We start from the raw sequence: 14,251 nt of genomic DNA on the forward strand, positions 1-14,251 counted from the left end.
AATGGTCAAGACCAAGACCGAGCAGGCGATCATCGACGCGCTCGAGGCCGTCGCCCCCCAGCACGATGTCGACATCGTCGACGTCGAGCTCGTGGGTGCCACCAAGGCCCCCTGCGTGCGCGTGCGTATCGAGGGTGCCGAGGGTCAGAGCCTGTCGCTCAACGATGTCACGGCCAACACCAAGTGGGTCGGCGATGTGATTGAGGAGCTCGACCCCATCTCTTCGAGCTATACGCTCGAGGTGTCGAGCCCGGGCATGGCGCGCCCGCTGCGCCGTCCGCGCGACTTTGCCCGCTTTGTGGGCGAGAACTGCGAGCTCACCTCCACCGCCACCGAGGGCCGTCGCAAGTACGCCGGCAAGATTGCCGCCGCCACCGAGACGAACGTGACCCTCGAGCTCGAGGACGGCGAGTCCGTTACCCTCGATTTCTCTGATGTTAAAAAGTGCAAGTTGAAGCCCACCTACGACTTCAAGCCCGCGAAGGAAGGAAAGTAAGATGGCAGCATCCGACATGATGTCCGCCCTGATGGAGCTTTGCCAGGAGAAGCACATCGACCAGCTCTACCTGATCGACCGCCTGGAGCAGTCGCTCGCCAAGAGCTATGCCGAGATCCTGCATCTTGAGTGGGGCGCCAAGGTGACCATCGACCGCACCACCGGCAAGATCTACGTCTACCGCCTGGAGCCGATCGACGATTCCATGGACGAGGAGGGCAACTTCACCGAGTTCGAGGAGATCGACGTCACCCCCAAGAACACGAGCCGCATCGCTGCCCAGCACGCTAAGGCCGAGATCAACGCCATCGTGCGCAACTCCGCTCGCGAGCAGATCTACGAGGAGTTCTCCGGTCGCATCGGTGACCTCATCAGCGGTACCGTGCTGCAGTCCACACCCGACTTCACGATCGTCAAGATTCGCGAAGGCGTCGAGGCCGAGCTGCCGCACTTCGATCAGCGCCGTTACGAGAACGAGCGCAACGAGCGTCCGATGGGCGAGCGTTACCTGCACAACCAGCACATCAAGGCCGTGATCATCGACGTTCGCGACCCCAACTCCAACCTGCAGCCGGTTCGTGGCGAGCACAGCCGTCCGCCGATTGTCATCTCCCGTACCCACCCCGAGCTCATGCGTCGTCTGTTTGAGCAGGAGGTGCCCGAGATCTATGAGGGCACCGTCCAGATCAAGTCGATCGCCCGCGAGCCCGGTCAGCGCTCCAAGGTCGCCGTCCATTCGCTCGACGATCGTCTGGATCCCGTGGGCGCCTGCGTCGGCCCCAAGGGCAGCCGTGTTCGCGCTGTCGTGGGCGAGCTCCGTGGCGAGCGCGTCGACGTCATTCTGTGGGATGCCGATCCTGCCGTCTACGTCGCCAACGCCCTGTCGCCCGCTAAGGTCACCCGCGTCCTCATTGACGAGGAGAAGGCCTACGCCGGCGTCATCGTGCCCGACGACCAGCTGTCCCTCGCCATCGGCAAGGAGGGCCAGAACGCTCGCCTCGCCGCGCGCCTGACCGGCTGGCACATCGACATCAAGTCCGAGACGCTTGCCGCCGACATCCTCAAGAACGTTCCCGTTCACGAGGAGCCCGCCGCCGACCTGATCGGTGACGAGGAGGACGAGGACGTCCGTCGCTGCGAGTACGTGTCCGAAGACGGCATCCAGTGCCGCAACCAGGCTCGTCCCGGCTCCCGTTTCTGCGGTGTCCACGACACCGACGCCTTCGATGATGCGGAGGACCTGATCTAGCGCGCGGTCGCGCCGGGCGGGTCCTGGCGCGTATCCCACGCTCGTTCAGTCTCTAGGCACCCAAGGTGCCAGAAAGGGTAGGTGAAGTCATATGGCAAAAGTCCGTGTGTCCACCCTGGCCAAAGAGTTCGGCATGACCTCCAAAGAACTGATGGGTCATCTCGCCGAAATGAAGATTCCCGCTAAGTCTGCTTCCTCCACCTTGGAGGACGCTTATGTCGCCATGGTCCGCAAGCAGCTCGCCTCGGTGATCGAGGCCCGCGCACAGGAAGTCGAGGCCGCCAAGCAGGCCGAGGAGCAGGCAGCTGCCGCCGAGGAGGCCGCACGCGCCGCCGAGGCCGAGCGCGAGCGCATCGCCGCCGAGAAGGCGCGCGAGGAGGAGCGCCGCCAGTTTGCCGCAGCCCAGGCTGCCGAGGAGGCTGCCCGTGCCGAGGCCGAGGCCAAGAAGAAGGCCGAGCAGGAGCGCCTTGCCCGCGAGAAGGAGGAGGCTGCCCGCGAGGCCCAGCGCCGCGCCGTTCCCGCTTCCGACTCCGGTTCGCGCTTCCGCTCGCTGCTCGACCAGATTGCCGCACAGGAGACCGTGCTCAAGGAGAAGAAGGACGCCGAGGACAAGGCCAAGGCCGAGCGCGCTGCCGAGCGCGGTAACCGTCGTGGCGGCAACAACGACCGCCGCGGTGGCCGTCGTAACGATCGCAACGCTTCCGACAACAACTCCGAGCGCAACGCCTCCGAGAGCCGTCCGCACAGCCATCGCACCAACGCCAGCAACAACGTCGCTGCCGGCATGGACTTCCCCAACCCCGACAAGCAGGGCAAGGGCAAGAAGCGCAAGGGCGGTCACAACAACGAAGAGGATCACTACAGCCGCATGGCTCGCGAGGCCGAGGAGTACAGCCGTGAGAAGGTCCTCGAGGAGGCTCGTGCCGCCGTCGAGGAGGCCTCTCGCGAGTCCACCGGTCGCCGCAAGAAGCGCAAGGAGAAGCGCGAACGCGAGGCTGCCAAGGCTCAGGAGGAGCGCAAGATAGAGGAGGCGCTGGCCCAGGGCGTGAACCCCGAGGAGCTCGACGCCATCAAGGTCTCCCAGGGCGTTACCGTCCAGGAGCTCGCCGAGGCTCTCGACGTTCCGGCCAACGACATCATCAAGCGCCTGTTCCTGCTGGGTACGCCGCTCACCATGACGCAGTCCATGTCCGACGACCTCGTCGAGCTCGTTGCCGACGACCTGGGCCGACAGATCAAGATCATCACCCCCGAGGAGGAGAACACCTTCTCGTTCTACGACGATCCCGCCGACCTTAAGCCGCGCGCACCGGTCGTCACCGTCATGGGCCACGTCGACCACGGCAAGACGTCGCTGCTCGACGCTATCCGTCACACCGGCGTCGCTGCCGGCGAGGCTGGCGGCATTACGCAGGCCATCGGTGCTTCGCAGGTCATGATCAACGACCGCAAGATCACCTTCATCGATACCCCGGGTCACGCCACCTTTACGGCTATGCGTGCCCGTGGTGCCAAGGTGACCGACATCGTCATTCTGATCGTGGCTGCCGACGACGGCGTCATGCCCCAGACGGTCGAGTCGATCAACCACGCCAAGGCCGCCGGCGTTCCCATCGTCGTTGCCGTCAACAAGATCGATAAGCCCGGCGCCAACCCCGACCGCGTGCGCCAGGAGCTCACCGAGTACGGTGTCATCCCCGAGGAGTGGGGCGGACAGAACATGTTCGTCAACATCTCGGCCAAGCAGAAGATCGGCATCGACGATCTGCTCGAGACCGTGCTGCTCCAGGCAGACGTGCTCGAGCTCAAGGCCAACCCGGACACCTTTGCCTCCGGCAACGTCCTCGAGGCCAAGCTCGACAAGGGCCGCGGCTCGGTCGCTACCGTGCTCGTGACCCGCGGTACCCTGCACGTGGGCGATACGCTGGTCGCCGGCCTTACCTACGGCCGCGTCCGCGCCATGCTTGACCCCAAGGGTCGCGCCGTCACCGAGGCCGGTCCCTCCGACGCCGTCGAGATTTTGGGCCTGCAGTCCGTGCCCAACGCCGGTGACGAGTTCCGCGTGTTCGAGGACGAGCGCGAGGCACGTGCGCTGGCCGACGAGCGTTCGCTCAAGGCCCGTATCGAGGAGCAGAGCCGCGTCAAGCACGTCACGCTCGAGAACCTCTTCGAGACCATTGCCGACGCCGAGGTCAAGGAGCTCAACCTGATCATCAAGGCCGACGTCCAGGGTTCCATCGAGGCCCTTCAGGATTCGCTCGACAAGATGGATCAGTCCGAGGTCCGCATCAACACGATCCACTCCGCCGTTGGTGCCATCAACGAGACCGACGTCGTCCTGGCCGACGCCTCCAACGCCATCATCATCGGCTTTGGCGTCCGTCCCGACGGTAAGGCCCGCTCCGCCGCCGAGCGCGAGGGCGTCGAGATCCGTTGCTACGACGTCATCTACAAATGCCTCGAGGAGCTCGACGCTGCCCGTATCGGCATGCTCAAGCCCACCGAGGTCGAGGTCTCCACGGGTACCGCGACCGTCCTGGACACCTTCAAGGTGCCCAAAGTCGGTATCGCCGCCGGTGTCCGCGTCGAAGAGGGCGAGATCGCCGCGACCGATTCCGTGCGTCTGGTGCGCGACGGCATCGTTGTCTTCAACGGCAAGATCGCCTCGATGCGCCACTACAAGGACGAGGCCAAGAGCCTCAAGAGCGGCTCCGAGGGCGGCATTGGCCTGGAGAACTTCCAGGACATCAAGCCCGGCGACCAGATCGAGGGTTACCGCATCGACCAGGTTGCCCGTACCGAGTAGGGGGTAGCGCTATGAAGCAAACGCAGGCAACCCGCCGTCTGGGCGAGCAGCTTCGCGAGAAGCTTGGTTATATCCTGCTCTTTGAGGTTTCCGATCCGCGTCTCGACCTGGTTACTTTGACCGCGGTCGAGGTCGCGGTGGACCGTTCGTTCGCGCGTGTGTTCGTGTCGTGCGATGCGAGCCGCTACGACGAGGTCATGGAGGCGCTCGCAAGCGCCAAGGGCCGTATTCGCAGCTTGTTGGCTCGCTCGCTCGATTGGCGTGTTACGCCCGAGCTCGATTTTCGCATCGATCGTTCGACCGATGAGGCCGAGCGTATCACGCGTGCGCTGGAAAACGTTCCCGCCACGCTTGCGATCGAAAAGGACGAGGACGGCTATCCGATAGCGGATGCCGCCCAGGAGGCAGCTTTAGATGACTAATTCCGCCGACCTCGCCTCGTGCGAGTCTGCAGATATTCAGCGACGCATCCTCGAGCTCATCGAGGGTGCGTCCTCCATTGCGATTTCGGGACACACTTCTCCCGATGGCGACGCCCTGGGCTCCGTGTTGGGTCTGGGCCTCTCGCTTATGAAGTTTTTCCCTAACAAGGACATTGCCCTGCTGCTGGCAGATGATGACCCGGTTCCGCGCATCTACCGCTTTATGGAAGGCTCCGATCGCCTGGTACCGGCATCTGCGTATACCGGCAATCCGGACCTGTTCATCTCGGTGGACGTACCGGTCGTCGAGCGTCTCAATAATTCCGCCGAGGTGCTTCGTCGCTCCAAGCATGTGGTGTGCTTCGATCATCATCCGGCGCGCGAGGAGTTTGCCGAGCTCAGCCTGAGGCGCGTCGAAGCTGCAGCCTGCGCCATGATCATCGACCGCTTCTTGGACAATTTCGGCATTGTCGCACGTGATGGCGTTGCGACCTGCCTGCTGTGTGGCTTGGTTACCGATACCGGCCGTTTTCAGTACCAAAACGCCGATGCCGCCGCGTTCCATGCGGCCTCGCGTCTGGTTGCCCACGGTGCCGATCCGGCGCGTGTGGCACTCGAGGTCTACCAGAGCATGCGCGTTGAGTTTTTGCACCTCAAGTCCATCGTTATGGGCCGCATCAAGACGGTGGCCCACGGGCGCGTTGCGTATAGTTACGCGTACCAGAGTGACCTTGAGGCCTGCGGTGTCACCTCGGACGAGTGCGACGGTCTGGTTGACGTGGTGCGCTCGGTGATGGGCGTCGAGGTCTGTCTGTTCCTGAAGGGCATTGAGGGCGATACCAAGGTGCGCGGCAACCTGCGCTCCAAGGGCGACCTCAACGTGTCCGAGATCGCTGCTGCCTTTGGCGGAGGCGGACATCCCGCTGCCGCCGGTTTCTCCAACAACGGAACGATTCTCGAGACGCTTACCGTGGCACTTCCCATGCTGGCCGAGCTGGTGGGGGAGGATCCCGCTTCGGTGACCGTCGAGCTTTAACTTTTTGGATGGTACATGGCTCGTCGTACGCCTTCTCAACTGAATATGCTGCTCGCCGTCGATAAGCCGGTGGGCTGCACGTCCCACGATGTGGTTTCGAAATGCCGACGCGCCCTCCATGAGCGGCGCGTCGGCCATGCCGGCACGCTCGACCCCATGGCATCGGGTGTCATGGTGGTGGGTGTGGGCCAGGCCACCCGTCTGCTGGGCATGCTAACCCTCGATACCAAAAGCTATGTCGCCGACATTTCGTTTGGCGCCGAGACCAATACCGATGATGCGGAGGGCGAGGCGGTCCGCACGGTGGCTGTTGCCAACGAGCTCCGCGATCCTGCCTATGCCCGTGAGCGCTTGGCCGCTATGCTGGGTCCGCAGATGCAGGTGCCGCCGGCGTTTTCGGCTATCTCGGTCAATGGCGTTCGCGCCTACAAGTCTGCTCGCGAGGGCAATGCGGTGGACCTACCTCCGCGCCCCGTCGAGGTCTATGCCGCCGACCTGATCGCCGTGGGAGGCGAAGGTGATACGTGTGTGTGGACCGTGGCGTTCTCAGTGAGCAAGGGTACCTATATCCGTGCGCTCGCTCGCGATTTGGGCCGCGCCTGCGAGAGCGCCGCGCACATTTCCGCGCTGCGCCGCACGGCCTCCGGTGTTGTTTCCATTGGCGCTTGTCATGCGGTCGAGGAGCTTTCTCCCGAGTCCGCGGCTGGCTTTGCCCTGGATCCCATTGCGGCCTTGGGCGCCACGCGTGTTGACTTGCCGGGCAATCTTGCCGACGACCTGCTCTGCGGCCGACGCATTCCCGTTGAGCGTGCGCTTGCCGATTTCGATTCCGCGAAGGCGCCTTTTGCGTTGGTGCTCGATGGGGGACTCAAGGCGCTTGCCCGCATTGAGAGTGGCCGCTTTGTCATGGAGCACGTGTTTCCGCAGGCAATCGGCGGTGTTCGATGATGTTGTCCGCTCGTGAGCTCGCGCGTATCTTTTTCGAGGGCGAGTCGGACGAGGCCCGCATCGTCACTGCCGATGCGTTTGATGAGTGCGAGCACTTGGGTGCTGCATCGATTGCCATCGGCGTGTTCGATGGTGTGCACCGTGGACACCAGGAACTCATCGAAGCGCTTGTCCGTGATGCCCGTGCCCATGGCTGCAAGGCGGTCGTGGTCACTTTCGATCCCGATCCGGACGTTGTGGTGAGTCCTTCGCCCGCTCAAAAACTGATGACGACGGCCGACCGTCTACATGCCTTGGCTCAGACCGGGGTCGATGCAGTGGTGGCCGTTCCCTTTACGCCTGAGGTTGCGGCACTCGACCATGTTGGTTTTCTCACACTGTTGTCACGCGTGGTCGACATTCGTTCGATTCGCGTTGGCAGCGATTTTAGGCTGGGTCGTGGCGGTGCTTCTGGTGTTGCCGAGATGCGCGTCTGGGGTTCCGAGCACGGCGTTGACGTGTATGGTCACGATCTGCTTTGCGAGGGCGGTGAGGCCATTTGCGCCACCCGCATCCGTCATGAGCTGGGACAGGGCCATGTGGAGCTGGCTGCTGAGTTGCTCGGCCGCCCGTATATGCTGCGCGGCGGTGTTGTTCGCGGCCGTCACGAGGGCTCTGGCATGGGCTTTCCCACGGCAAACCTGCAGGTTTCCGACGGCATTCAGGTGCCTGCCGATGGCGTGTATGAGGGCCTGGTGCTCGTCGATGACACCGTATGGCCTGCTGCCGTTAACGTCGGCCTGCCGCCGACGTATGCCGACGATGCCGCTTCATCGCATCTCGAGGCTAACTTAATTGGTTATACGGGCGACCTGTACGGCGCTTCCGTTTCGCTGGCGTTTACGCGCTGGCTGCGTCCCTCGCGTGTGTTCGAATCGCTGGATGAGTTGATCTCGACCGTCGAGGGTAATATCGAGGATATTCGTCACAACTTGGGCGAGCAGGGGGTGAGTATCCGTGATTAGCGATGAGGAAAAAGACCAGGTACGCGCTGCGTCCGACCTAGTTGCCATCGTGCAGGAAACGGTTGAGCTCAAGCCCCGCGGCCATGAGTTTTGGGGTTGCTGCCCCTTTCATGGCGAAAAGACGCCGTCCTTCCACATTATCCCCGCCACACAGGTGTGGCATTGCTTTGGCTGCGGCGAGGGTGGCGACGTCTTCACCTATATCATGAAGCGCGAGAACCTGAGCTTTCCCGAGTCAATCCGTTATTTGGCCGATCGTGCAGGTATTGAGCTGCACGACACCGGAGATCGCCGCGAGCGCGGTACCAAGCGTGCCCGCATCTACGATCTGTGTGCCGAGACCGCCCAGTTCTACCACACCATGCTTATGCGCGGTAAGGATGGCCGTCCACGTGAGTACTTTGCCAGCCGCGGCATGGGCGGCGACGTCTGCCGCCGCTACTGCCTGGGCTTTGCGCCGGGTCGTAATATGCTGGTGGCTCATCTGTCGCAGGCGGGCTTTACTCCGCAGGAGATGATCGACGCCAACGTTGCCGTGAGTCGAGGGCGCGGGCAGCTTGCCGACCGCTTCTACGACCGCGTGATGTTCCCCATCTTTGACGAGCAGGGTCACAACATCGCCTTTGGCGGTCGCATCATGGGTGACGGCCAACCCAAGTACCTCAACACCGCCGAGACGAGCGTGTTTCATAAAAAGCGAAACCTCTACGGCTTTAATTGGGCCAAGGAGTTTATCGTCGCGCAGGATACCGCCATCGTGGTAGAGGGCTATACCGACTGCATCGCCTGTTGGGAGGCGGGGATTAAAAACGTTGTCGCTACGCTGGGCACCGCGCTCACGGAGCATCACGTCAAGACGCTCACCCGCTTTGCTAAGCGCATCGTGTACATGTTCGACGGCGATGCGGCGGGACAGAAGGCCGCCCGCCGCGCGATTCAGTTTATCGAGCAGGATTCGATGGATCTGCGCTGCGTGGTGCTGCCCGACGGCAACGACCCCATGGAGTTCATCACGGCGCATGGTGGACAGGAGCTGCAGGCGCGCATCGACGCTGCCGAGCCGCTTATGGACTTTGTCTACCGTTCGCTGCAGGAGTCGAGTGACATCACCACGCCGGGCGGTCGTGCCAAGGCGCTGGAAGATGCGCTGACGCTTATCTATCCGCTGCGCGATAGCTATATGATCGACACATACTTTATCCAGATTGCCGATCTGCTGGGTTTGGATCTGGAGACGGTTCGCGCGAGTTCGGGTCGCGTGTTTCGCGATGTCGCCAAGCGCGAAGATGCGGAACGACGTCGTGAGCAGAACTATGAACGCCAGCGGGCGCAAGCCGAGCGCTCTGGTAGCGCGGGCGGTCGGACGTCTGGTTCGCAGGGGGCATCTCACGGTGCTTGGGCATCGGGCGCGACGTCGCCGGTGTTCGCGCCGGTCGAGGAGGAGCCGTACGACTATGTCCCGCTCGATGCCTACGGCGCCGCGCCCGTGGAGGTCGTCGACGATCTGCCGCCGATCGACGTGCCTGATGGTATGGGCGCTGTTCCTGTGGCTGATGGTTCGGGCGCACCGGCTGCGGCGGCGCCGATGGTTCTTACCGATCTTGAGCGCAAGTCCTTGGCAGGGGAGCGCGAGCTGTTGACGATGCTTACTAGCTACCCCGACCTGTTCCGCACGTATGCCGACCGCATCTGCTCCATCGAGTGGGTTGACCCACGTCACGAGTCCATCGCATGGGCCGTGCTGGCAACGCCGCCGGGAACCGATCCTGCAGCCTGCATGGATGCGGCGCGCTCGGTGTGTCCCGAGGCGGCAACGCTTGTGAGCGCCGGGCGCATCTCGGCGACGAGCAAACACCCTACCGAGACAAACATCGTGTTCATGCTCGATACGCTCGAGCTCTACACCATCAAGCGCCGTATGCGTGCCGCGCAGGCCAAGCTGCGCCAAGACCGTTCGCTCGACGATGAGGCCCGTCGCGCGCTGGCCGTGCAGGCCGCGCAGGATTCGCAGCGTCAACGCGAGCTGCAAAAGTCGATCGGCGGCGTGGCGGACCCGTTCCGTTTGATCGGCCTGGAGGCCGCGGGCACCGAGCAAGCCTAGATGTTGTGGTCAACCAGCGTATTCTCGCCTATATCCAGTCCTCTTTTTGGGTATAGACGTCAATGTGTGTGCTAAAGTATTGAGTCCTGTGGACTATGAAGGGAGAATCTGTGCCAAAAAAGACTGAGAGCACGGGTACTGGGCTGGAATCCTACGTTGCAAAGCTCATGGGCAACGGCTCAAACAGGACTTCGGTAACCGAGGACGAGATTCAGGTCGCCCTGAAGGATATCGATGTTTCTGACGAGCAGCTCACCGCGGTGTATTCCGCGCTGCGCAACAGCGGCATCCAGATTATCTCCGCGAGCGGTAACGACGACGCCCCCATGGACGTCAACGATGACGATAACGATACCGATACCGACGATTTTGATGACGACGACGAGCACGATTCCGGCTCGCTCGACGATCACGAGCTCAAGATGGCCCGTCAGGCCGATGCCGAGATGGGTTCTTCCAAGAGCAAGAAGAAGCGCACCGTGCGCACGTCCCGTTCACGCTCCCGCGTGCGTGGCATCGATGCCTCCACGGTGATGCTGACCGGCGATCCGGTTCGTATGTACCTCAAGGAGATCGGCAAGGTCGACCTGCTGACCGCCTCCGAAGAGGTCGATTTGGCCATGAAGATCGAGGCCGGTCTCGAGGCCACCGAGAAGCTCGAGGCTGCCGATGCCGGCGAGCTCGAGCTCACGCGTGCCGAGATGCGTCGTCTTACGCGCATTGAGAACGTGGGCCTCGAAGCCAAGCAGGCACTCATCAGCGCAAACCTGCGTCTGGTCGTCTCCATCGCCAAACGCTATGTCGGCCGCGGCATGCTGTTCCTTGACCTGATCCAGGAGGGCAACCTCGGTCTGATCCGCGCTGTTGAGAAGTTCGACTACCAGAAGGGCTTTAAGTTCTCCACGTACGCCACGTGGTGGATCCGTCAGGCCATTACGCGCGCCATTGCCGATCAGGCCCGTACCATCCGTATTCCCGTGCATATGGTCGAGACCATCAACAAGCTCGTCCGCGTGCAGCGCCAGCTCCTTCAGGACCTGGGTCGCGACCCGACCCCTGAGGAGATCGGTGCCGAGATGGACATGAGCGCCGACCGCGTCCGCGAGATCCAGAAGATTTCGCAGGAGCCCGTGTCGCTCGAGACCCCCATCGGCGAGGAAGAGGATTCCCAGCTGGGCGACTTCATCGAGGACTCCCAGGCTATCGTTCCGCCCGATGCCGCCAGCTTCTCCATGCTGCAGGAGCAGCTCACCCAGGTGCTCGACTCGCTTGCCGATCGTGAGCGCAAGGTTATCGAGCTGCGCTTTGGCCTTGTCGACGGGCATCCCCGCACGCTCGAGGAGGTCGGTCGCGAGTTTGGTGTCACGCGCGAGCGTATCCGCCAGATCGAGTCCAAGACCCTGGCCAAGCTTCGTCACCCGAGCCGCAGCAGCAAGCTCAAAGACTATATCGAGTCTTAGGGTTACGGCGTTTTACCAAACGCCGTAACTGGCCGACGCTGCGCGGACACCAGAGCGACAACTTGTCATTCAAAGAGGACGGCATGACCAGAAGGTCTATGCCGTCCTCTTTTCATGCCAATTTGTTCGCTCTGGTGCCCGCTCGCTGGCATTGTCAAAACATCGGCGTTTCCGTTGCCGGTGCCGGCAGTTAGGCCGTCCCCAAGGGATCAAGGCGAGAAAATTTCTCAAAAAAGTTCTTGCCCTGTGCCGATTCGTCCGTATAATAAACTTCGTTGCTTGAGAGCACGCACCTATTCCTCGGTAGCTCAATGGTAGAGCACGCGGCTGTTAACCGCGCTGTTGTAGGTTCGAGTCCTACCCGGGGAGCCAGAATTTCTCAGCCCATTCCGCTGGGCTTTTAAATTCCTCGGTAGCTCAATGGTAGAGCACGCGGCTGTTAACCGCGCTGTTGTAGGTTCGAGTCCTACCCGGGGAGCCAGGTTGTAGAACCCGTCGCTTATGCGGCGGGTTTTTTCATGCCGCGACCACTTGACTCGAACGTTGCCATATCAACATTTCGTGTCGAGGATGTAATCCCGCGACCCACCACCTCAACATGGCGCGGTCGTTGTAGAATATTGCAATGATTGCTCCCACGACATGGTGCCGCGAGCACCAGATAAGGAGATTCTTGTGTCTGAGACCATTAACGGCAGCCTGAGCGTCTCGAACGACGTTATTGCCGATATTGCCGGTTATGCTGCGATGACGTGCTATGGCGTCGTCGGTATGGCTGAGCAGCTCCAGGGCGCCGAGAGCGTGCGCCTGCTTGCCGGTCAGCGCCTCCGCAAGGGCGTGCTTGTCTCCGCCGACGAGAACGGCCTTACGGTCGATCTTCACGTCGTGCTCGAGAACGGCGTCAACATGAAGTCCGTCTGCCACAATCTTTCGAGCTCCGTTGCCTTCACCCTGCAGGAGATCGCCCAGATCGATCCCGCCAGCCTTAAGATCGGCATTCACATCGACGCGCTCAAGAGCCGTCTGAACTAGCATCCGAAAACGGAGATTCAAATACCCATGATTGCAAAGACCATTCGCACCTGTTTTCCGATCGCTGCGGCTGCTGTTTCCGACAAGGCCGAGGAGATCAACAAGCTCAATGTCTTCCCCGTACCCGACGGCGACACCGGTACCAACATGTCGCTCACGCTCGCCTCGGTGACCAAGGAGCTTTCCGCCCTTCCCGCCGATGCCGATATGGAGGCCATCGCCAGCGCCATCACCCACGGCTCCCTGATGGGTGCCCGCGGCAACTCCGGCGTCATCACCTCTCAGATCCTGCGCGGCGTGGCCGAGGGTCTCGTCTCTGCTGATGAGCCCATCACGTCCGCCAACATCGCCTATGCGTTCCGCCGCGCCGTCAAGGTCGCCTTCCAGGCCGTCCGTAAGCCCATCGAGGGCACGATTCTCACGGTGCTGCGCGATGTCTCGACCAAGGCCGACGAGTGCGAAAAGAAGAAGTTCTCGGCCGAGGACGCGCTCGATGCCATCGTCGTCGAGGCCTACCAGTCCGTCGCTCGCACGCCCGACCTGCTGCCCGTTCTGAAGGAGAACGGCGTGGTCGACTCCGGCGCCTTTGGCTTTGCCATCTTCCTCGAGAACTTCGTAGCTGCCGCTCTTGGCCGCAGCACCGTTGTCGAGGATTTCTCCGCTACGTTTGACTCCGCCGGCTCTGCCCGTGATGCCGCTCTTGGCCGCGTTGAGATCGAGGCTAACGACGACTGGGAGGGCTCGGAATTCCGTTACTGCAATGAGTTCCTGTTTAAGGCCGACGCCCCGTTTGACGAGGACGAGTGCCTTAAGTTCCTGGGTTCCATGGGCGACTGTGAGCTGCTCGTGGGCGCATATCCCGACTACAAGATTCACGTGCACTCCAACACCCCGAACCTGGTGCTCGAGCACATGCTGCAGCTTGGCCAGATCTACGAGGTCTTTATCCACAACATGGAGATGGAGGCCCACGACCGTACCGCCAAGATCCACGAGGACCAGGAGAAGGCCGCCGAGCCCGCGAAGGCCCTGGGCTTTGTCGCCGTTGCCGCCGGTTCCGGCGAGGCAGACATCCTCAAGTCCCTCGGCGTTGACGTGATCGTGTCCGGTGGCCAGACCATGAATCCCTCGACTGCAGACCTGCTGGGCGCCGTCGACCAGGTCAACGCGACCTCGGTCATCATTCTGCCCAACAACGGCAACATCCGCATGGCCGCCGAGGCCGCTGCCTCTGCCTGCACCGACAAGAAGGTCGCCGTCGTTCCCACCAAGACCGTTCCGCAGGCCTTCTCCGCGCTGTTCGCGGTCCTGCCCGATTCCGAGCTCGAGGATGCCGTCGCCGCTATGGTCGACGCCATCAGTGAGGTTCGTGATGGCGAGGTCACCCGTGCCGTGCGCGATTCCAGTGCCTCCGACGGCTCGCCGATTCACTCCGGTGACGTCATGGGCATCATCGCCGGCTCCATCGATGTGGTCGGCTCCGACGTGAAGCAGGTCACGCTCGACTGCATCAACCGTATGCAGGAGGAAGAGGAGGGTGACGCGCTGACGATTCTGGCAGGCGAGGAACTGTCCGATGAAGCCTTCCAGGAGATCGTCGACGCTATCGAGGAGGCTCAGCCCGACCTGGAGATCGACGCCCATCGTGGCGAGCAGCCGCTCTATCCCGTGATCTTCTCGATCGAGTAGGCATCTGC

At 62.3% G+C, this 14,251-nt stretch carries 11 protein-coding genes and 2 tRNA genes; all 13 read left to right on the forward strand.

From position 1 onward, the window contains the following. Nucleotide 1 precedes the first annotated feature (1 nt). The 13 genes from rimP (at nt 2) to DWV32_RS06110 (ending at nt 14,243) form a co-directional block, all read left to right on the forward strand. Nucleotides 2–496: a ribosome maturation factor RimP gene (gene rimP, locus DWV32_RS06050; RefSeq protein WP_022094168.1), complete on the forward strand. Its 495-nt coding sequence runs from the start codon at nt 2–4 to the stop codon at nt 494–496. A gap of 1 nt (nt 497) precedes the next feature. Then, on the forward strand, nt 498–1,745 hold the full coding sequence (gene nusA, locus DWV32_RS06055) for a transcription termination factor NusA (RefSeq protein ID WP_006234042.1): 1,248 nt from the start codon (nt 498–500) through the stop codon (nt 1,743–1,745). Nucleotides 1,746–1,836: 91 nt separating this feature from the next. After that, nucleotides 1,837–4,551: a translation initiation factor IF-2 gene (infB, locus tag DWV32_RS06060; protein WP_117629485.1), complete on the forward strand. Its 2,715-nt coding sequence runs from the start codon at nt 1,837–1,839 to the stop codon at nt 4,549–4,551. Nucleotides 4,552–4,562: 11 nt separating this feature from the next. Next, nucleotides 4,563–4,973, forward strand: a complete 411-nt coding sequence (rbfA, locus tag DWV32_RS06065; protein WP_117629486.1) for a 30S ribosome-binding factor RbfA — start codon at nt 4,563–4,565, stop codon at nt 4,971–4,973. Next, on the forward strand, nt 4,966–6,009 hold the full coding sequence (locus tag DWV32_RS06070; RefSeq protein ID WP_117757578.1) for a bifunctional oligoribonuclease/PAP phosphatase NrnA: 1,044 nt from the start codon (nt 4,966–4,968) through the stop codon (nt 6,007–6,009). Before rbfA ends, DWV32_RS06070 begins: the two co-directional genes overlap by 8 nt. Before the next feature lie 15 nt (nt 6,010–6,024). Beyond that, complete coding sequence (truB, locus tag DWV32_RS06075) at nt 6,025–6,957, forward strand: tRNA pseudouridine(55) synthase TruB (protein ID WP_089571697.1); 933 nt, start codon at nt 6,025–6,027, stop codon at nt 6,955–6,957. Then, complete coding sequence (gene ribF / locus DWV32_RS06080; RefSeq protein ID WP_233540419.1) at nt 6,954–7,961, forward strand: riboflavin biosynthesis protein RibF; 1,008 nt, start codon at nt 6,954–6,956, stop codon at nt 7,959–7,961. The genes truB and ribF overlap by 4 nt, the downstream gene beginning before the upstream one ends. Next, nucleotides 7,954–10,062: a DNA primase gene (gene dnaG / locus DWV32_RS06085; protein WP_117757579.1), complete on the forward strand. Its 2,109-nt coding sequence runs from the start codon at nt 7,954–7,956 to the stop codon at nt 10,060–10,062. Before ribF ends, dnaG begins: the two co-directional genes overlap by 8 nt. Before the next feature lie 110 nt (nt 10,063–10,172). Beyond that, a complete protein-coding gene (gene rpoD, locus DWV32_RS06090; RefSeq protein WP_117757580.1) occupies nt 10,173–11,522 on the forward strand; it encodes an RNA polymerase sigma factor RpoD in 1,350 nt (449 codons plus the stop codon). Nucleotides 11,523–11,819: 297 nt separating this feature from the next. Next, nucleotides 11,820–11,894 (forward strand) — tRNA-Asn (locus tag DWV32_RS06095). Nucleotides 11,895–11,928: 34 nt separating this feature from the next. Then, nucleotides 11,929–12,003, forward strand: a tRNA-Asn gene (locus DWV32_RS06100). 161 nt (nt 12,004–12,164) lie between these two features. After that, complete coding sequence (locus tag DWV32_RS06105; protein WP_187361832.1) at nt 12,165–12,554, forward strand: Asp23/Gls24 family envelope stress response protein; 390 nt, start codon at nt 12,165–12,167, stop codon at nt 12,552–12,554. A gap of 27 nt (nt 12,555–12,581) precedes the next feature. Further along, the gene (locus DWV32_RS06110; protein ID WP_117757581.1) at nt 12,582–14,243 is read left to right on the forward strand and encodes a DAK2 domain-containing protein; all 1,662 of its coding nucleotides are present in this window, start codon (nt 12,582–12,584) and stop codon (nt 14,241–14,243) included. The last annotated feature ends 8 nt before the right edge of the window (nt 14,244–14,251 follow it).

The organism is Collinsella sp. AF04-24 (genome assembly GCF_003465685.1).
GTDB lineage: Bacteria > Actinomycetota > Coriobacteriia > Coriobacteriales > Coriobacteriaceae > Collinsella > Collinsella aerofaciens_AP.

Bases quoted from the DNA above. Each gene is read 5' to 3' on its own strand.
- rimP (WP_022094168.1), top strand. From the start codon at position 2: ATGGTCAAGACCAAGACCGAGCAGGCGATCATCGACGCGCTCGAGGCC.
- nusA (WP_006234042.1), top strand. From the start codon at position 498: ATGGCAGCATCCGACATGATGTCCGCCCTGATGGAGCTTTGCCAGGAG.
- infB (WP_117629485.1), top strand. From the start codon at position 1,837: ATGGCAAAAGTCCGTGTGTCCACCCTGGCCAAAGAGTTCGGCATGACC.
- rbfA (WP_117629486.1), top strand. From the start codon at position 4,563: ATGAAGCAAACGCAGGCAACCCGCCGTCTGGGCGAGCAGCTTCGCGAG.
- DWV32_RS06070 (WP_117757578.1), top strand. From the start codon at position 4,966: ATGACTAATTCCGCCGACCTCGCCTCGTGCGAGTCTGCAGATATTCAG.
- truB (WP_089571697.1), top strand. From the start codon at position 6,025: ATGGCTCGTCGTACGCCTTCTCAACTGAATATGCTGCTCGCCGTCGAT.
- ribF (WP_233540419.1), top strand. From the start codon at position 6,954: ATGATGTTGTCCGCTCGTGAGCTCGCGCGTATCTTTTTCGAGGGCGAG.
- DWV32_RS06105 (WP_187361832.1), top strand. From the start codon at position 12,165: ATGGTGCCGCGAGCACCAGATAAGGAGATTCTTGTGTCTGAGACCATT.
- DWV32_RS06110 (WP_117757581.1), top strand. From the start codon at position 12,582: ATGATTGCAAAGACCATTCGCACCTGTTTTCCGATCGCTGCGGCTGCT.